The sequence below is a fragment of the Brachybacterium nesterenkovii genome (assembly GCF_900163655.1).
Lineage (GTDB): Bacteria > Actinomycetota > Actinomycetes > Actinomycetales > Dermabacteraceae > Brachybacterium > Brachybacterium nesterenkovii.
Map to the genome: position 1 here is coordinate 25,540 of NZ_FWFG01000052.1, position 17,601 is coordinate 43,140.

15 protein-coding genes are annotated in these 17,601 nt (G+C 73.0%); 10 read left to right on the top strand and 5 right to left on the bottom strand.

All coding sequences use genetic code 11. The annotated features are described in order from the left end of the window. Positions 1-54 precede the first annotated feature (54 nt). On the bottom strand, positions 55-1,119 hold the full coding sequence (gene tdh / locus FM110_RS05990) for an L-threonine 3-dehydrogenase (RefSeq protein ID WP_087103590.1): 1,065 nt from the start codon (positions 1,117-1,119) through the stop codon (positions 55-57). Positions 1,120-1,430: 311 nt separating this feature from the next. Between tdh and hrpA the strand changes: the two genes are divergently transcribed. From hrpA to FM110_RS06005, 3 genes are all read left to right on the top strand, one after another. Beyond that, positions 1,431-5,489, top strand: a complete 4,059-nt coding sequence (gene hrpA / locus FM110_RS05995; RefSeq protein ID WP_087103592.1) for an ATP-dependent RNA helicase HrpA — start codon at positions 1,431-1,433, stop codon at positions 5,487-5,489. 385 nt (positions 5,490-5,874) lie between these two features. Next, on the top strand, positions 5,875-6,528 hold the full coding sequence (locus tag FM110_RS06000) for a hypothetical protein (RefSeq protein WP_087103594.1): 654 nt from the start codon (positions 5,875-5,877) through the stop codon (positions 6,526-6,528). 64 nt (positions 6,529-6,592) lie between these two features. Beyond that, positions 6,593-7,138 (top strand): hypothetical protein, encoded by a 546-nt coding sequence (locus FM110_RS06005; protein WP_087103596.1) that lies wholly within the window; start codon positions 6,593-6,595, stop codon positions 7,136-7,138. Positions 7,139-7,196: 58 nt separating this feature from the next. Here FM110_RS06005 and FM110_RS06010 read toward each other — a convergent pair whose 3' ends face one another. Beyond that, the gene (locus FM110_RS06010; protein ID WP_087103598.1) at positions 7,197-7,523 is read right to left on the bottom strand and encodes a hypothetical protein; all 327 of its coding nucleotides are present in this window, start codon (positions 7,521-7,523) and stop codon (positions 7,197-7,199) included. A 10-nt stretch (positions 7,524-7,533) separates the two neighbouring features. Then, complete coding sequence (locus FM110_RS06015; RefSeq protein WP_087103600.1) at positions 7,534-8,649, bottom strand: C2 family cysteine protease; 1,116 nt, start codon at positions 8,647-8,649, stop codon at positions 7,534-7,536. Positions 8,650-8,803: 154 nt separating this feature from the next. On the opposite strand from FM110_RS06015, the gene FM110_RS06020 reads away from it, so the two are divergent. Next, positions 8,804-10,264 (top strand): NAD-dependent malic enzyme, encoded by a 1,461-nt coding sequence (locus FM110_RS06020; RefSeq protein WP_087103601.1) that lies wholly within the window; start codon positions 8,804-8,806, stop codon positions 10,262-10,264. On the opposite strand, the gene FM110_RS06025 is transcribed toward FM110_RS06020, so the two are convergent. Then, positions 10,248-10,715 carry a VanZ family protein gene (locus tag FM110_RS06025; protein WP_143276286.1) on the bottom strand — a complete coding sequence of 156 codons (468 nt, stop codon included), beginning with the start codon at positions 10,713-10,715 and terminating at the stop codon, positions 10,248-10,250. The two genes, FM110_RS06020 and FM110_RS06025, sit on opposite strands and share 17 nt — an antisense overlap. Further along, a complete protein-coding gene (locus FM110_RS06030; RefSeq protein WP_087103605.1) occupies positions 10,712-11,890 on the bottom strand; it encodes a serine hydrolase domain-containing protein in 1,179 nt (392 codons plus the stop codon). The genes FM110_RS06025 and FM110_RS06030 overlap by 4 nt, the downstream gene beginning before the upstream one ends. 351 nt (positions 11,891-12,241) lie before the next feature. On the opposite strand from FM110_RS06030, the gene FM110_RS06035 reads away from it, so the two are divergent. From FM110_RS06035 to FM110_RS06060, 6 genes are all read left to right on the top strand, one after another. Then, entirely contained in the window at positions 12,242-12,655 is a 414-nt protein-coding gene (locus FM110_RS06035) for a DUF3039 domain-containing protein (protein ID WP_087103607.1), read from the top strand. A gap of 103 nt (positions 12,656-12,758) precedes the next feature. Continuing rightward, complete coding sequence (locus FM110_RS06040; protein ID WP_087103621.1) at positions 12,759-14,552, top strand: DEAD/DEAH box helicase; 1,794 nt, start codon at positions 12,759-12,761, stop codon at positions 14,550-14,552. A 116-nt stretch (positions 14,553-14,668) separates the two neighbouring features. Beyond that, positions 14,669-15,019 (top strand): ATP-dependent Clp protease adapter ClpS, encoded by a 351-nt coding sequence (gene clpS, locus FM110_RS06045; protein ID WP_087103609.1) that lies wholly within the window; start codon positions 14,669-14,671, stop codon positions 15,017-15,019. Then, positions 15,019-15,714, top strand: a complete 696-nt coding sequence (locus tag FM110_RS06050; protein ID WP_087103610.1) for a DUF2017 family protein — start codon at positions 15,019-15,021, stop codon at positions 15,712-15,714. Before clpS ends, FM110_RS06050 begins: the two co-directional genes overlap by 1 nt. A gap of 74 nt (positions 15,715-15,788) precedes the next feature. Next, the gene (murI, locus tag FM110_RS06055) at positions 15,789-16,652 is read left to right on the top strand and encodes a glutamate racemase (RefSeq protein ID WP_087103613.1); all 864 of its coding nucleotides are present in this window, start codon (positions 15,789-15,791) and stop codon (positions 16,650-16,652) included. Continuing rightward, positions 16,649-17,461, top strand: coding sequence for an MBL fold metallo-hydrolase (locus FM110_RS06060; RefSeq protein WP_087103615.1), 813 nt, complete (start codon positions 16,649-16,651; stop codon positions 17,459-17,461). Before murI ends, FM110_RS06060 begins: the two co-directional genes overlap by 4 nt. Positions 17,462-17,601 lie beyond the last annotated feature (140 nt).

Below are 17,601 nucleotides of genomic sequence, written 5' to 3' on the forward strand. Positions count from 1 at the left end.
CGAGCGAGTCGGGTCTGCACGATAGGCGGCGATCGGTCGGGCCCGTCGCTGTGCTCAGTCGAAGCGGGTCCAGTCCAGCAGGACCTTGCCGCCGCTGCCGGAGCGGGCGATCTCGTAGGCTCGCTGCCACTGCGTCGCGGGCAGCACGTCGGTGACGGTCGCGAGGATCCGGTCGCGCAGCGCGGGGCTGGTTTGCGTCATGGCGCTCATCGCGAACCACGTCTCGTACATCTCGCGCCCGTAGATGCCCTGCAGGGTGATCATGCGGGTGATGACGGCGGTCCAGTCGATCTCGAAGCTCCGCGGCGGCAGACCCAGCAGGGCGATGCGCCCGCCGTGGTTCATGTTCTCGATCATCTCCTGCAGCGCGCTGGCCTGGCCGGAGATCTCCAGGCCGATGTCGAAGCCCTCGGTCATGCCCAGCTCGGCCTGGGCGTCGCGCACGCGCGAGGCGGACACGTCGATCGCGAGGTCGACGCCGGCGGCCCGGGCCATCGCGAGGCGGTGCTCGGCCACGTCCGTGATCGCCACGTGCCGCGCCCCGGCGAAGCGCGCGACCGCGGCGCACATGAGGCCGATGGGGCCGGCCCCCGTGATGAGCACGTCCTCGCCCAGCACCGGGAACTTCAGCGTCGTGTGGACGGCGTTGCCGAAGGGGTCGAAGAGGGCGCCGAGCTCGGGGGAGATCACGGCCTCGCCGCCGTCGTGCTCGTGGACCCACACGTTGAAGTGCGGGACGACCACCTCCTCGGCGAAGGCGCCGTCGCGCTGCACGCCGACGGAGCGCACGCGCTTGCACATCTGGCGTCGCCCGGCGCGGCAGTTGCGGCAGGTCCCGCAGACCACATGGCCCTCGCCGGAGACGTGATCGCCCACGCGGACGTCGTCGACCGCAGAGCCGACCTCCGTCACCTCCCCGTAGAACTCGTGCCCCGGCGTGAAGGGCACCGTGTCGCACATGGCCTGCGCGGAGGCGTCCCACGCGAGGATGTGCAGGTCGGTGCCGCAGATCCCGGCGCGCAGCACCCGGATCCGCACGTCCTGGGGCCCGCACTCGGGCTCGGGCAGCTCGACCATCTCCAGTCCCGGTCCGGCCGTCGTCTTGCGCAGCGCGCGCATGATCCACCTCTCCTGATCGGCGAGTCGTCTCGGTGTCGATGCATGTCCACGATGCGGACACAAATCGATCCTAGGGGGCACGGCGACGTGTCGGGGCGCGATCAGCACGACTCCGAGGCGCGATCCGGCCAGACCCCGCGGACCAGCCCGTGCGGTCCCGCGCGCGCAGGGCGGAGTGCGGCCGAGGCCGTGCACCGGGGGAGCGGTCGACACCGCGCCTATCGGGACCGTCACAGCCGGGCGCGTCCCCGTGTGCGCCGAGCGCGAATCGAGAGGCGTCGAGAGTCGACGGCGACCTACAGTGGAGCACCATGAGCCGTCGTCAGGAGTCCGCGCCCCGCAGCCCGGAGAAGCAGGACCCCGCGACCGCCTCCGCGCCCCTGACGATCACCTATCCCGCGGACCTCCCCGTCTCCCAGCGCCGCGACGACATCATGGCGGCGATCCTCGACAACCAGGTGGTCGTCGTCGCGGGCGCCACCGGCTCGGGCAAGACCACGCAGCTGCCCAAGATGCTCCTCGAGCTCGGGTACGGCCGCCCCGGTCGCCTCATCGGCCATACGCAGCCGCGCCGCATCGCCGCGCGCTCGGTGGCCCAGCGCATCGCGAGCGAGCTCGGCGAGCGCCTGGGGGAGGGAACCGTCGGCTATCAGGTCCGCTTCACCAAGGAGACCAGCCGCGGCACCCGCCTGAAGCTCATGACCGACGGCATCCTGCTGGCGGAGATCCAGCGCGATCGCCTGCTGCGCCGCTACGACGCGATCATCATCGACGAGGCCCACGAGCGCTCCCTGAACATCGACGTGATCCTCGGCTACCTCAAGCGGATCCTGCCCGAGCGGCCCGACCTCAAGGTCATCATCACCTCGGCGACCATCGACCCGGAGCGCTTCGCCGCGCACTTCGCCTCCCGTGCCGCGGACGGCAGCGAGGAGCCCGCCCCGATCATCGAGGTCTCGGGACGCACCTACGACGTGGAGATCCGCTACCGGCCCCTCGTCCTCGAGCCCGGCCTCGACGCAGACGCCGACGAGGACGACGAGCTCGAGGATATCCATTCCGTCGAGCGCGACCTCACCCAGGCGATTATCGACGCCGTCGACGAGCTCGCCGCCGAGCCGGTCCCGAGCGCCCCCGGCGCCCGCGGCGACATCCTCGTGTTCCTGCCCGGGGAGCGGGAGATCCGCGAGATCTCCGATGCGCTGAGCGCGCACCTGTCGCGCGGCCGCGGGGCCGTGCGACCCACGGAGGTGCTGCCCCTGTTCGGCCGGCTGTCCGCCGCCGATCAGCAGCGGATCTTCTCTCCGCCAGCCCAGGGGAGCGCTCGCCGCATCGTCCTGGCCACGAACGTCGCCGAGACCTCCCTGACCGTGCCCGGCGTCTCCTACGTCATCGACTCCGGGCTCGCGCGCATCTCCCGCTACTCCCAGCGCACCCGGGTCCAGCGCCTCCCCATCGAGCCGATCTCCCAGGCCAGCGCGAACCAGCGCTCCGGCCGCTCCGGCCGCACCCATCCGGGCATCGCGATCCGCCTGTTCTCGCAGGAGGACTTCGCGTCGCGCCCGGAGTTCACCGAGCCGGAGATCCTGCGCACGTCGCTCGCCTCCGTCGTCCTGCAGATGACGGCCCTGGGGCTGGGGGACGTCGAGTCCTTCCCCTTCGTGGAGCCGCCTGCGACCCGCGCGATCACCGACGGCGTGCGCCTGCTCGAGGAGCTGCGCGCGATCGAGGCCGATCGCTCCGCGCCCGGCGGACGCCGCCTGACCGACATCGGGCGCCGCCTCGCGCGCTTTCCACTGGACCCGCGGATGGCGCGCATGCTCATCGAGGCCGACCGCCTGGGCGCGCTGCGCGAGGTGCTCGTGATCGTCGCGGGCCTGTCGATCCAGGACCCGCGCGAGCGGCCGCTCGGCCAGGAGCAGGCGGCCAAGGAGAAGCACCGCCGCTTCGACGACGAGACCAGCGATTTCCTCGCCTACCTGAATCTGTGGAACCACCTGCGCGAGCGCCGCCGGGAGCTCTCCGGCTCCGCCTTCCGCAAGGAGGTGCGCGCGGAGTTCCTGCACTACCTGCGCATCCGCGAGTGGGAGGACCTCCACCAGCAGCTGCGGGAGATGGCCAAGGACGCCGACCTCCACGCGAACGACACCCCCGCCGGGCCCGCGGCGATCCACCAGGCGCTGCTGGCGGGGTTGCTGAGCCACGTCGGCCTCTACGACGACCGCTCCCGCGAGTACTCCGGGGCTCGCGGCGCCCGCTTCACCCTGTGGCCCGGGTCCGCGCTCGCCAAGAAGCGCCCCGACTACGTGATGGTCGCCGAGCTCGTCGAGACCTCCCGCCTGTGGGGCCGCACCGCCGCCCGGATCGACCCCGCCTGGGTCGAGGAGGTCGGCGCCCACGTCCTGAAGCACACCTACTCCGAGCCGTTCTGGTCCTCCAAGCGGGCGAGCGCGATGGCGCACGAGAAGGTCACGCTGTACGGGGTGCCGATCGTCGCCGACCGCACCACCGGCTACGGCCGCATCGACCCCGTCGCCAGCCGCGAGATCTTCATCCAGAAGGCCCTCATCGAGGGGGACTGGCGCACCCGCCACCACTTCTTCCGCGACAACACCGCGCTCATCGAGGAGCTCTCCGAGCTCGAGGCCAAGTCCCGTCGGCGCGACCTGCTCGTCGGCGACGAGGCGCTGTTCCGCTTCTACGACGAGCGGATCCCCGCGAAGGTCGTCTCCGGGCGCCACTTCGACGCCTGGTGGAAGATCCAGCGCCACGAGACCCCGGACCTGCTCACGCTCACCGAGGCCGACCTGCTGTCCGAGGAGGCCGCCGACGCCGACCTCCAGGCGCGCTTCGCCCGCGACTTCCCCGACACCTGGGTCCAGGGCGACCTGGTGCTCCCGCTGACCTACGCCTTCGCGCCCGGCGACGCCCGCGCCGCGGCGCAGTCGCCGCAGCGCCGCCGGGACGGCGGGGACCGCCAGCAGGGACAGTATGGCGGCCGGGGGAACGGCGGCCGGGGGAAGAACGATGCGACGCAGCGCGAGCAGGTGCTCGACGGCGTCACGGCGACGATCCCGCTGGCGATCCTCAACCGCGTCCAGCCGCGCGGCTTCGACTGGCTCGTGCCCGGGCTGCGCGAGGAGCTCGTGACCGAGCTGATCCGCTCCCTGCCCAAGCCGATCCGCCGCCACCTGGTGCCCGCGCCCGAGCGCGCGAAGGCCGTCGCGGCCACCCTCCACGACGACGACCCGGACGCCGGCGAGCCCTTCGTCGAGGCCGTCGCCGATGAGCTCGTGGCCCTGCCCGAGGTGCCCCAGGACCTCCCGCTGTACGGGGAGGAGTTCGACCTCTCCAAGCTCCCGCCGCACCTGCGCATGCACTTCCGCATCGTCGACTCGACCGGGAAGCAGATCGGGCAGGGCGATGACCTCGAGCAGCTGAAGGCCCGCCTGCGCCGTCGCGTCGAGACCGCCGTCTCCTCCCAGGGGGATGACCTCGCCCGGCGCGACGTGCCCGGCTTCCCGGCCGAGGGCGTCCCGACAGTCCACGAGTCCCGCGCCCACGGCCTGAAGGTCACCGGGTACCCGGCGCTCGTCGCGTGCCGCGGCGCCGACGGGGCGCTGCAGCGCGTGGACCTGCAGGTGCTGCCCAGCGCCGAGGAGGCGCGAGCGGCCCACCGCGAGGGCGTCATCGCCCTGCTGGACCGGGACCTCGGGGCGGACCTGTCCTCCGTGCTCAACGCCCTGCCCAACCCGACGAAGCTGGCTGTGGCCGCATCCCCCTACGGCACGAGCCGGGCGATGCTCGCCGACGCCTCCCGCGCCGCGACCGAGCACCTGGTGGGCGATGCCGAGGTGCGCACCCGCGCCGCGTACGACGCCCTGCTCGAGCGCCTCCGCTCCGAGCACCGCGACCTCGCCGCGGGCGCCGTGCGCGAGGCCGCGGGCGCGCTCGCGATCAGCGCCCGCCTCCACAAGGCCGTCTCGAAGGTCTCCTCCCTCGCGGTGCTGGGCCAGCTCACGCAGATCCGCGACCACGCCGCTTCGCTCGTGGGCGAGCGGTTCATCTCCCGCGCCGGCCTCGACCACCTCGGGGACCTCGAGCGGTACCTGCGGGCCGACGAGATCCGTCTCGACAAGCTCCAGGACAACCCGACCCGCGACGCGCAGCTGGCCTGGCAGGTGGCCGACATCGAGCAGCTGTGGGAGCGCACCGCGGCGCAGATGACCGCGGAGCGGCGCACACGGCCCGACGCCCGGGCGATCCCGTGGCTCATCGAGGAGTACCGGGTGAGCCTGTTCGCGCAGACGCTCGGGACCACGCAGACCGTCTCCGACAAGCGCCTGCGCAAGGCCATCGCCGAGCTCTGACGCAGAGCCCGTGCACTGCGCGGCAGGGGCGCCGTGCGGCACGTGCACTGCCCGGGGCCGAGTCGCCGGGGACGATCTATGCGGCCGTGCGGCCGTGCGGCCGTGCGGCCATGCGGCCATGCGGCCGTGCGGCCCGTGCGCGGCACAGGGACGAGGGGAGCACAGGCGCCTCACAGTGCGGGCACACCGGAGCATGGCGAATCCCACGACAGGGTTCACGGCACGACGGGGACCTGCGTAGCGTCGCCACCTCCGTCGGACCTCGACCGCCGCGAGCATCCGAGCTCACGGCCCCGATCCGAGGGACGCGTCCTGCGCGACAGCACGTCGACCACCTGTCGGCCGTGCCCGTCGCACAGCGGGATGCGGCCTGGAAGGACCTGTCATGCCCCTGTCCACGTCCCGTCGACCCCGCCAGCACCCGACCGCCGCGTCGAGCCCGCTCGCTCCGTCCGCGACCGGCCGCCGCTCCCTGCTTCTCGGCGCCCTGCCCGCCGCGCTCGCCGTCGTCGCCGCCCCGGCGTTCACGGCCTCGGCCCGGGCCGATGAGCCCACCGCGTTCCCCGCGGAGTTCGTGACCGCCCGCGAGGACCGCTCCGGCTGGGACGCCGCGCACCCCACCGACACCCAGCGCGAGAACGCGCGCCTGATCATCGCCGTCGCCAAGGCCCACGACGTGCCCGCGCACGGCGCGCAGATCGCCCTCGCGACCGCGATCGTCGAGTCCTGGCTGTACAACCGCGACACCGTCACCGACGGCACCAGCGGCGGGCTGTTCCAGCAGCAGACGAGCTGGGGCTGGGGGAGCGCCGATCAGGTCCGCGACAAGGTGCTCGCGACCCGCGCCTTCTTCGGCGTGGCCGAGCACACCGCCAACCCCGGCCTGCTCGACGTCCCCGGCTGGCGCGACATGCCGATCGGGCAGGCCGCGCAGGCGGTCCAGGCCTCCGCCTACCCCGACCGGTACGCGGAGCAGGCCGAGGCCGCGCGGTCGCTGTGGGACGGGCTCGCCGGAGGGGTCGGGCCGTACGCGGGCTGATTCCGCGCGTCGCTCCCCGGCCACCGACGACCTGATCACGGCGCGGAGGTCATGCGAGGATCACATGAGCGCGGTGCGCACCGCCCGCGCGGAAGGGGCCGAGACCATGTGCACCACCGTCCGCAGGCACGGCGTCCTGCCGAGCTCCCTGTGCGCGGTCCTCCCGCTGCTGCTCCTGACAGGATGCGGCGGCACCGAGCCGCTCGCCGCCGAGTCCGCCGTCGCGCACTATGACGCGGTGGCCGCCGACCTGGTCGAGGCCCTCGAGAGCCAGGGGCTCGACGTGGACCTCGCCCCCGCCACCCGCCTGGTCGCCGAGCGCGACGGACGGTGCGCCTACGACGCGGGGACGTGGATTCCCGCTCGGAGCGTCGAGGACGCCCTGCGCAGCGAGGATGGGTGGGGGCCATGGATCGCCGCAGCGGAACCGGTGCTCGCCGAGCACGGGTTCGAGACCGTCGACGCCCCCGAGCATGCCGAGGGCATGCTGCGGATCCGCACGACCGACCGTCATGGTGCAGAGCTCACGCTCGACATGACAGGACAGCTCCGCATCTGGGACGCGGAGGTCGACGCGGCGCCCTGCGATCAGGCCGCGCTCGGGCTCTGACGCCCGTGGGCGCAGCGGGACGGTGCCCCGCATGGTCTGCCGGGCACCGGACGACGGGTCAGTCCGGGTCGGCCCCGCGGAGCCGGTAGGCGAGGACCAGTCCGCCGGGAGCGCCGCGCTCGGATGCCCGGACGGACTCGACGACGAGGTCGCCCTGGTCCAGCTGGATCTCATCGCCGGCCCGCACGGTCAGCGCTTCGACCTGCGACCCGCCGGACGGCCCGTCTCCGATCAGCAGATCCGCGAAGGGCCCCTGCTCGTCGGCCAGGGTCGCGCGCGGCACGATGCTCAGACCTTCCAGGACGACCTGACCGCCCTGGCGCAGCAGGAAGGGTGCGGTCTCCTCGAGCGGCGCCCCGTCCGGGGCCTCGACTGCTTCGTCCACAGCTCTCCTCCTACGGCTTCTCGCCGACACCGGTCATGAAGATCGACGTGTAGAACCCCGGGTCGCCCGGCTTCACCCGCACCGTGTACTGGGACGAGGCATGCGGGCCGTGGGGGTTGGTCAGGATGATCTCACCGGTCTTCTCGTCATAGCCGGAGACCTGGTAGACGTGCGCGTTGACCAGCTGCCCGCCGTCGCCGAGCGGCTTGATCGGGTCGGTCATGACCGTCACCGGACGGCCGGCGTCGATCGCCGTCTTGTACTGGTCGAACGAGGGCTGGGTCACGGTGTCGGTCTCGGCGGCGGGCCTGCCGGTGATCATCTCCAGGCCCTTGGCGGGCGTGTCCGCGCTCACGCCCGACGGGGAGCCGCCGCATTCGTTGATCATCGCCTGCTCGTAGATCGACATGAAGCCGATCCCGGCATCGTGGTAGCCGCCGTTCCGCGCCGCGGACTTCGCACCCTGGTTCGCGATCTGATCGGGCGACACCGACACGTCCTTCCACGCGCCGTCGACGAACAGCCTCACGGTCCAGCCCGCCGAGCCCGGCGGCTGCCCCTGGGGCTTGATGTTGTCCGCCAGCTGCTTCGGATCCGTCTTCTGCGCCGCCATGAGGGCGGCCAGGAACCAGCAGTCGCCGAGCTGGCCCTGCTGCATCTGCGCATTCCTGATGGAGTCCACGTCCAGGGGCACGTCCTCGGGCTTCCATTGCGGGTGGGTGCTCTGCCAGGAGCCGCCCATGGATTCCGTGGTGACCTTGTCGCGCCACAGGTCGGAGACCTGTTCGACGCCGTTGATGATGTCCGACCAGCCGAAGGAGCCGCCCACCAGGCCGTCGTACCGGCTGGCATCGAGGGAGCCATCGGGGTCCGAGGCGCTGTCCTGCTGGGCGGCCTGGAGCCCGAGGAACTCCGCGGTGCTCCCCAGGTCGCCCGCGACGTCCTCGAGCCCGGTGCGGACCCCCTGCCAGCGGTCGCGGAACGCGTCGGCGTCCGGCCCCGTCCACTCGACCGCGCCGACCAGGCCGGAGAGGCGCTTCGCGAGCTCCGCGATCCGCTGCTCGTCGCTGCGGCAGCGTCGGCCGTGCTCGATGACCGCGTCCGTGTCGGCTCCCCAGAACGCCATGATGCTCCCTTGCTCATCGGGCCTCCGCCCGACGGGATCGTCGCGCCAGGGGCTGGGATCACGGTAGAGGCGGCCCTGCTCGCACGCCATGGGCACGACTCCCCATGCCGCGGCCGACGGGATCGGGACCCCGGTCCCGGCTAGCATGTGGGCCATGTCTCCTGCGCCTTCGGTCAGCCACTCCATCACCGTCCGCCTCGAGTTCGAGGCCCGCTCCGCAGCGGTCAGCTCGATCACCACGACGATCGAGCAGCGCGGGGGCGAGGTCACGGCGCTCGACGTGTCCGCCTCGGGGCCCGAGCGGATGCGTGCCGACGTCACGATCCTCACCGGCGGCAACGAGCACGCGATGGAGATCGTCGAGGCCCTCCGCGGCATCGAGGGCGTGGACCTGGGCAAGGTCTCCGACCGCACCTTCCTCGCGCACCTGGGCGGCAAGCTCACCGTCGAGTCGAAGATGCCGATCCGCCACCGCGACGACCTCTCGATGGTCTACACCCCGGGTGTCGCGCGTGTCGTGAAGGCGATCGCCGAGAACCCCGACGACGCCCGGCGCCTGACCATCAAGCGCAACACCGTCGCGGTCGTCTCCGACGGCTCCGCGATCCTGGGCCTGGGCGATCTCGGGCCCCTGGCCGCGATGCCGGTCATGGAGGGCAAGGCCGCGCTGTTCAAGCGCTTCGCCGGCATCGACGCCTTCCCGATCTGCCTCGACGCCCACTCGGTCGACGACATCGTCGCCCACGTCAAGGCTATCGCCCCCGTCTTCGCGGGCATCAACCTCGAGGACATCTCCGCGCCGCGATGCTTCGAGATCGAGGACCGCCTGCGGCGCGAGCTCGACATCCCCGTCTTCCACGACGACCAGCACGGCACCGCGATCGTCGTCGTCGCCGCGCTGCGCAACGCCCTGCGCGTGGTCGGCAAGGACATCGCGAGCGTGCGGATCGTGCTGTCGGGCGCGGGCGCCGCGGGCACGGCGATCCTGCGCCTGCTGCGCGCCGCCGGGGCCCGCGACATCGTCGTCACCGACATCCACGGGATCGTCCACGAGGGGCGCCGGGAGCTCGACGGCCGCCTGCCGTGGATCGCCGAGGTCACGAATCCGCGGGAGATCACCGGCACGCTGCGCGATGCGGTCGCGGGCGCCGACGTGTTCATCGGCGTCTCCGCGGGCAACATTCTGCGCGGCGAGGACGTCGCGACGATGGCGCAGGATCCGATCGTCTTCGCGATGGCGAACCCGACGCCGGAGATCGACCCGGCCGAGGCCGCCGAGCACGCCGCCGTGGTCGCGACCGGCCGCAGCGACTTCGCCAACCAGATCAACAACGTGCTCGCCTTCCCCGGCGTGTTCCGCGGCCTGCTGGACGCCCATGCCAGCAACGTCGACGACCGGATGCTGCTCGCGGCGGCTGAGGCCCTCGCCGCCGTCGTCACCGATGAGGAGCTCAACCCCACCTACATCGTGCCCTCGGTGTTCAACGAGAAGGTGACGACGGCCGTCGCCTCAGCGGTGGAGCAGGTCGCGCGCGAGGAGGCCGGGACGGTCGACACGATCACCGGCGCGATGCGAGCCGTCTACGCCGACGAGATCGTCATGCCGCGCGACTGATGCTCCGCTGCGGGGACGGGCGCGAGCCCGGTCCCCGCAGACGTCTCTCGAGCGCCCAGAGCCCCACGCCGACGGCGATGCCGACAGCGTCGGCCGCCACGTCGGCGACCGAGACGCTGCGGCCCGCGAGCAGGGCCCCCTGCACCAGCTCGATCACGACCGCGTGCACCAGGCACCCGAGCACCACCCAGCCGATCGGGAAGCGCCGCGGGCGCCCGGAGGGGCTGAGCGCGGCAGGCGGTGCGAGGACGCGGCCGAGCCCCCAGACGGTCAGCGCGAACACCCCGGCGTGGAATGCCTTGTCCGTCCCGGGGACGTCGACGCCGCCCGGTGCGGCGGGGACCTCGGGCAGGTAGAAGCCGATGTTCAGCACCGCGGCGAGGAGCAGCAGGGCGGTCCTCACGGCGACCTCGGGCACCCGGGAGGCGACGGTGCGGAGCCGTCCGCTCATGCCGGGAACGCCCGGGCGGCGAGGGCGCGGCGCGCGGCCATCACGGAGAAGCGGTCGCGATGCGGGTGGACGCGATTGGTGAGCAGGACGGCGACGGTCCCGTCGCGCAGATCCACGAGGACCGTGGTGCCGGTGAACCCGGAATGCCCGATCACGGGAGCGTCGGCCGCGGTGGTGGGGAGGTCCTGGCCGATGCGGGTCCCCAGCCCCTGGCGCCACGGCTCGCCGGTGGTGATGCCGAGGGGCATGAGCTGATCGGTCGCGAGCTCGCGTCGCAGGGCGGCCGGGATCGCGGGGCCGGGGGCACCGTCCGCGCGGACGGTGCCGGTCGGCGAGGTGCCCGACAGGAGCGTGCCGAGGGCGAGGACGTCCGCGACGGGCGCGAAGAGGCCCGCGTTGCCCGAGCCCGCCGTCGGGTCCGGGGCGGCGCCGTCGTCCCGACGCATCAGGCCCCAGGCGGCCTCGTCGTGGACCTCGCCCTGGACCAGGCCGCGCGGAGGGTCGGTCTGCACCTCGGTGGCCGCGGCGCGCTCGCGATCGGCGGGGGAGAGGTGCCAGGCGGTCCGGTGCATCCGGGCCGGGTCGAACACGCGGGTGCGCGCGAGCTCCGGGAGCGGGGCGCCGCCGAGGTGCTCGAGGAGCAGGCCGAGCAGGATGAAGCCGGTGCACGAGTACGCGTGGGCCGTCCCGGGCGCGGTGACGAGCTGGGCCCGGCGGACGGCATCGCGACGGGCGGCAGGACCGCCGGGGACTCGGTGCAGCGGCAGCGTCGAGGGGAGCCCGGCGGTGTGGGTGAGCAGGTGCCGGGGTGTGATCGCCGGGTGGGGGACGGGATCGCCGAGGACCTCGCGCACGGGGGCGTCGAGGTCGAGCAGGCTGTCGCCCGCCCGCGTGAGCGCGGTGAGCGTCGTGACGACCTTGGTCACCGAGGCGAGGTCGAAGAGTGTGCCGGCGTCCACCGGGAGCGGCGCGCGGTCGCCGGCGACGGCGATGCCCGGCAGGTCCCGGAGATCGGGGAGGAACGTCGTGCCCGCGGCGGCGATCGCATCGGGCCGGCCCGGACGGCGGATCGCGGCGACGGCCGCGCTCGCACCCTCCGGGGCGCCGTCGCGGGCGCCCGCGACGAGGGAATCGGCGAGGCGCCGCAGGACGACGGTGTCGTCCGAGTCATCCATATCGCCTGGGGCCGCGGCCGCGGGAACGGTTCCGGGGTGATGCGCGTCCATCGGTCCAGTATGGCGGGGTGCCCTGATCGATATGCCCTGATCGATATGCCCTCATCGATATGCCCTCATCGATATGCCCTGATCGATGGCCGTCCGCCCCGGGACCGGCATGCCGGCGCCAGTCATGCACTCCCTCCGCTCTCGGACGGCCGAAGCGGAGTGGACGCACGACACCTGCGCGAGGTGTCGTGCACTCCCCCCCCGCTATGGCGGCGGGATTCCGGACCTCTCGCATGACTCGACGAGGAGCATCGGCCCGCTAGGCTCGGGGCCGACCGTCTCCTCCGCGGAAGGAACCCCATGACCGCCGCACTGCCGCGCAGCCCGCGTGCGTCCTCGACGTCCGATCCCGGCCGCATGGACCCCTACTCCGATCAGCCCGGCGCCGCGCCCGGCTCGACCGCGGTGCTCGACCGCGAGACGAAGGAGCGCGAGGAGGTCGCCGATCCCGGGGATCATGACCGCTTCGCCCACTACGTGCGCAAGGACCGCATCACCAAGGCGACGCTCGAGGGCACGCCCGTCATCGCGCTGTGCGGCAAGGTCTGGGTGCCGGGGCGCGATCCGAGCAAGTACCCGGTGTGCCCCGAGTGCAAGGAGATCTACGAGGGCCTGCGCGACCCCCAGGACGGCGAGGGCTCCGGCGGGAAGGGCGACGGCTCCGACGGCGGCGGCCGCGGCGGCTTCCGCGGCTTCTTCGGCGGGCGCCGCTGACGCTGTTCACGCGCTGGGGGCGCCGCTGACGCTGTTCTCACATTCGTGAGGCCGTGCCCCGATGCCGGTTCGTCGGGGCACGGCGCTAGGGTTGTCGGCGCTCATGAATCCACTGCCCCCGCACCCCGCCCACGACCCGCAGCGGCCCTCGGAGGCCGCCGCGCAGTCGCTCCCTCCCGCCTACCCCGAGCGCGCCGCGTGGGGCACCGCCCCCAAGCTGCGAGCCTGGCAGGCCGAGGCCCTCGAGCTGTACCGCGAGCGCCAGCCCCGCGACTTCCTCGCGGTCGCGACCCCGGGCGCCGGCAAGACGACCTTCGCCCTCCAGGTCGCCGCGCGCCTGCTCGCGAGCGGCACGGTGCGCCGCGTGACGGTCGTCGCCCCCACCGAGCACCTGAAGGCGCAGTGGGCCGACTCCGCCTCGCGCGTGGGCATCGCGCTGGACCCGAACTTCTCCAACGCCCAGGGCAGCCACGGCGCCCATTACCAGGGTGTGGCGCTGACGTATGCGCAGGTGGGCGCGAATCCGGGATTGCACCGGGCGCGCACCGAGGCCGACCGCACCCTCGTGATCCTCGACGAGATCCACCACGCGGGCGACTCGCTCACCTGGGGCGACGGCGTGCGCGACGCCTTCGACGTGGCGACCCGGCGCCTGGCCCTGACCGGCACGCCCTTCCGCTCGGACTCCTCGCAGATCCCCTTCGTCACCTACGAGGAGGACGGCGAGGGCTTCCTGCGCTCGAAGGCGGACTACACCTACGACTACCGCGAGGCCCTGCGCGACCACGTCGTGCGCCCCGTGCTGTTCATGACCTACTCGGGCCGCATGCACTGGCGCACCAAGACCGGCGACGAGGTCTCCGCGCAGCTCGGCGCGGGGGAGACCAAGGACATCACCCAGTCGGCCTGGCGCACCGCGCTCGACCCGCAGGGCGAGTGGATGCAGGCGGTGCTCGCCGCCGCCGACCGCCGCCTCACCGAGGTGCGGCGCCACGTGCCCGACGCCGGCGGCCTCGTCATCGCCACCGACCAGACGACCGCTCGGGCCTACGCCCGCACGCTCGAGAGCATCTGCCGGCAGAGGACCACGGTCGTGCTGTCCGACGACGCCGGGGCGGGCCGGCGCATCGAGGAGTTCTCCGCCTCGACCGACCGCTGGATGGTGGCCGTCCGCATGGTGTCCGAGGGCGTGGACGTGCCCCGACTGTCCGTCGGCGTCTACGCGACCTCCACCGCCACGCCGATGTTCTTCGCCCAGGCCGTCGGGCGCTTCGTCCGCTCGCGCACCCGCGGCGAGACCGCGAGTGTGTTCCTGCCCTCGGTCCCGATCCTCATGGCCCACGCCGCCGCGATGGAGGCCGAGCGCGACCACGTGCTCGACGTGCGCCCGGACACCGGCGACGAGGTCACCGGACTCGACGAGTCGCTGCTGGAGCAGGCCAACCGCGAGGAGAAGGCCAGCGACCAGATGGAGCTGTCCTTCGAGGCGCTCGGCTCCGAGGCGTCGTTCGACCGCGTCCTGTTCGACGGCGGGGAGTACGGCGCGGGCGGCGTGGTCGGCAGCGAGGACGAGCAGGAGTTCCTGGGCATCCCCGGCCTGCTCGACGCGGACCAGATGACCACGCTGCTGAAGTCCCGCCAGGCCGATCAGCAGGCGCGGCGCGCGGGTGCCGGCGAGCGTCCGGCCCCCGTCGTAGACCACCGCATGCTCATGGACAAGCGCAAGGAGCTGTCCTCGCTCGTGGCGGCGTGGTCGAAGAAGTCGGGCACCCCGCACGGGCAGGTGCACTCGGCGCTGCGCAGCCGCTGCGGCGGCCCCGCGGTGCCGCAGGCGAGCGCCGAGCAGATCCAGGCGCGCATCGACACCGTCCGCGGCTGGTTCGTGGGGCGTCGCTGAGCCTCGTTCGTCGGACCGGGTTCGTAGACTCGGGGGAACCCGCCGCCGGCGGGGACGATGACCGCCGGACGGCGGCCGGGGACGACGGGGACGAGGACTTCGAGGAGGTGCGCGCCATGCAGGGCTTCACCCAGCGGCCCGCGCGCGGGGGCGTCCGGGTCTCGACGACGGGCGAGGGCCGCCGGCTCGACACCGGCACCGCGCTGCTCGAGGGCCCCGTGCAGGACGGCCCGTGGTCGGCCGTGGTCTGGAACGACCCGGTGAACCTCATGAGCTATGTCGTCCACGTGCTGCGCACCCTGTTCGGCTACTCGCACCCGACGGCCCATCGCCTCATGCTGCAGGTCCACGAGGAGGGGCGCGCCACCGTCTCCCGCGGCAGCCGCGAGGAGATGGAGTCCGACGTCCAGCGCCTCCACGCCTGGGGGCTGCGGGCCACGATCGAGCGGATCGAGGAGGATTCCTGATGGCGTACGAGTTCGTGCGGCGCGCCGACGACATGGTGATGTGCCGCCTCGACCCGCAGGAGAAGGCGATCATCGCCCAGGTCGCCCAGGAGGTCTCCGACCTGATCCGGGCCGATCTCGGCATGGGGGAGGAGCCGGAGGCGGTCCGCGAGGCCGCCGGCTCGGACGATCCGCTCGCCCGGCTCGAGGCCGAGTTCGCCGTCGACTCCCCGCGCGAGCCACGCGACAGCGCCGTCCGTCGCCTGTTCCCGGCCGCCTCCGAGGAGGACCCGGCGCTCGCCGAGGAGTTCCGGCGCCTGGGCCAGGGGGATCTCGCCTCCGGGAAGCTGAGCGCGCTCGGCGTCGTGCAGCGCTCGATCGACCGGGTGGGGCCGACCGCCGCGGAGATCGTGCTGGACGAGGAGGCGGCGACGGCCTGGCTGACCGGCCTCAACGACATGCGCCTGGTGCTCGCGGACCGCCTGTCCCTGCGCGAGGACGAGGACCTCGACACCCTGCGGATGCTCCAGCAGATCGCCGAGGACGCCGGTATCGACGGCGACGACCTCGAGCGCGCGGCCGGCGGGACCCCCGAGGGGGCGGATGCGTCCGGGGGGGACGACGGGCCGACCGCGGCGGGTCCCGATCTGGTGCTCGCCGTCTACGACCTGCTGACCTGGCTGCAGGAGTCGCTCGTGCGCGTCGTCGCGCGCTGAGGGGCGTGTGATCCCCCTTGCATCGACCCCCTGCCTCTGGGGAATCCGCGCCGCCACTCCTTAGCCTGGTCCGGATGAACAACGCTCCCATCGGCATCTTCGACTCCGGCGTCGGAGGCCTCACGGTCGCGCGCGCGATCCTCGACCAGCTGCCCCAGGAGCAGCTGGTCTACATCGGCGACACGGCGCACACGCCCTACGGACCCCGCCCCATCGCGGAGGTCCGCGCCCTCGCGCTCGAGATCATGGACGCCCTCGTGGCCCGCGGGGTCAAGATGCTCGTGATCGCCTGCAACACCGCCTCCGCCGCGGTCCTGCGCGACGCGAGGGAGCGCTACGACGTGCCCGTCATCGAGGTCATCCAGCCGGCTGCCCGGCGTGCCGTGACCGCCACCCGCAACCGCCGCATCGGCGTCATCGCGACCGCCGCGACCGTCGGCTCGCGCGCCTACGAGGACGCGTTCGCGGCCGCCCCCGACCTGTCGATCACGACGGCGGCATGCCCCCGCTTCGTCGAGTTCGTCGAGCGCGGCGAGGTCACCGGCGACGAGGTCATCGCCGTCGCCGAGGAGTACCTCGCGCCCGTCAAGGCCGCGGGCGTCGACACGCTCGTGCTCGGCTGCACCCACTACCCGCTGCTGGCCGGCCCCATCTCCTACGTGATGGGACCCGACGTCACCCTCGTCGCATCCTCCGAGGAGACCGCGCTCGAGGTCTACCGGCAGCTGCGCTCGCGCGACGAGCTGCGCACCGACCCGACGCCGCCCCACCACGTGTTCTCCGAGACCGCGTCGCTGGACGGCGCCCCCTCCACGTTCGCCCGGCTGTCGCGGCGCTTCCTGGGCCCCGCGGTGTCCATGACCACCACGCTGCCGGTCCTCACGCCCGAGGCGATCGCCGCGATGGAGACCGGACCTGCGGGAGGCGATGGGCTGTGAGGCTGCGCGTCATCGGCTGCAACGGGAGCTTCGCGGGGACCGAGTCCGCGGCCTCCTCCTATCTCGTCGAGCACGATGACGCCTCCGGCCGCACCTGGCGCGTCCTGTTCGACCTCGGCAGCGGCGCCTTCGGCCCGCTCCAGAAGGCCATCGACCCCGCTCAGCTCGACGCCGTGGTCATCTCCCATCTGCACCCCGACCACTACCTCGACCTGACGGGCCTCGAGGTGTTCTGGGCGTACAACGAGCGCACCGACCTCCCGCAGCTGCCGCTGTACGGCCCGGCCGCGCTGCCCGCCCGCATCCGCGCGGTCATGGATCGTTCCGACGACGTCCCCGACGGCGTCACGGATGTGCCCTTCGGCTACCGCACGATCACCGACGGCGCTCGGCTGGAGATCGGCCCGCTGTCGATCACCGCGCGCGCCGTGGTCCATCCCGTCGAGAGCTACGGCTTCCGCATCGAGGCCGACGGCGAGGTGCTCGCCTACTCCGGCGACTCCGATGCGTGCGCCTCCCTCGAGGAGCTCGCCGCCGGGGCCGACCTGTTCCTGTGCGAGGCCGGGTACATCGAGGAACGGGACGACCGCTTCACGGGCGTGCACCTGACCGGGCGCCGCGCCGGCGAGGCCGCGATGCGCGCCGGCGTGCGCCGCGTCGTGCTCACGCATATCCCGTGCTGGACCGACCCGGCCGTGCCCGAGCGCGAGGCCCGCGAGGTCTGCGACCTCCCGCTGTGCGTGGCGCAGCCCTTCGACGTCTACGAGGTCGTCCCGCGCGACGGCGACGACGCCCCGTTCACCGCCTGACCCCGGAAGCTGTCTCTTATACACATCTCCGAGCCCACGAGACGCGTAGTAATGTCGTATGCCGTCTTCTGCTTGAAAAAAAAAAGGGGGGGGGGGGGGGGGGGGGGGGGGGGGGGGGGGGGGGGGGGGGGGGGGGGGGG

Coding starts and splice junctions, on each gene's coding strand:
- tdh (WP_087103590.1), bottom strand. CDS start 1,119: ATGCGCGCGCTGCGCAAGACGACGGCCGGACCGGGACTGGAGATGGTC.
- clpS (WP_087103609.1), top strand. CDS start 14,669: ATGCAGGGCTTCACCCAGCGGCCCGCGCGCGGGGGCGTCCGGGTCTCG.
- FM110_RS06005 (WP_087103596.1), top strand. CDS start 6,593: ATGAGCGCGGTGCGCACCGCCCGCGCGGAAGGGGCCGAGACCATGTGC.
- FM110_RS06040 (WP_087103621.1), top strand. CDS start 12,759: ATGAATCCACTGCCCCCGCACCCCGCCCACGACCCGCAGCGGCCCTCG.
- FM110_RS06020 (WP_087103601.1), top strand. CDS start 8,804: ATGTCTCCTGCGCCTTCGGTCAGCCACTCCATCACCGTCCGCCTCGAG.
- FM110_RS06030 (WP_087103605.1), bottom strand. CDS start 11,890: ATGGATGACTCGGACGACACCGTCGTCCTGCGGCGCCTCGCCGATTCC.
- murI (WP_087103613.1), top strand. CDS start 15,789: ATGAACAACGCTCCCATCGGCATCTTCGACTCCGGCGTCGGAGGCCTC.
- FM110_RS06050 (WP_087103610.1), top strand. CDS start 15,019: ATGGCGTACGAGTTCGTGCGGCGCGCCGACGACATGGTGATGTGCCGC.
- FM110_RS06025 (WP_143276286.1), bottom strand. CDS start 10,715: ATGAGCGGACGGCTCCGCACCGTCGCCTCCCGGGTGCCCGAGGTCGCC.
- FM110_RS06000 (WP_087103594.1), top strand. CDS start 5,875: ATGCCCCTGTCCACGTCCCGTCGACCCCGCCAGCACCCGACCGCCGCG.
- FM110_RS06015 (WP_087103600.1), bottom strand. CDS start 8,649: ATGGCGTTCTGGGGAGCCGACACGGACGCGGTCATCGAGCACGGCCGA.
- FM110_RS06035 (WP_087103607.1), top strand. CDS start 12,242: ATGACCGCCGCACTGCCGCGCAGCCCGCGTGCGTCCTCGACGTCCGAT.
- hrpA (WP_087103592.1), top strand. CDS start 1,431: ATGAGCCGTCGTCAGGAGTCCGCGCCCCGCAGCCCGGAGAAGCAGGAC.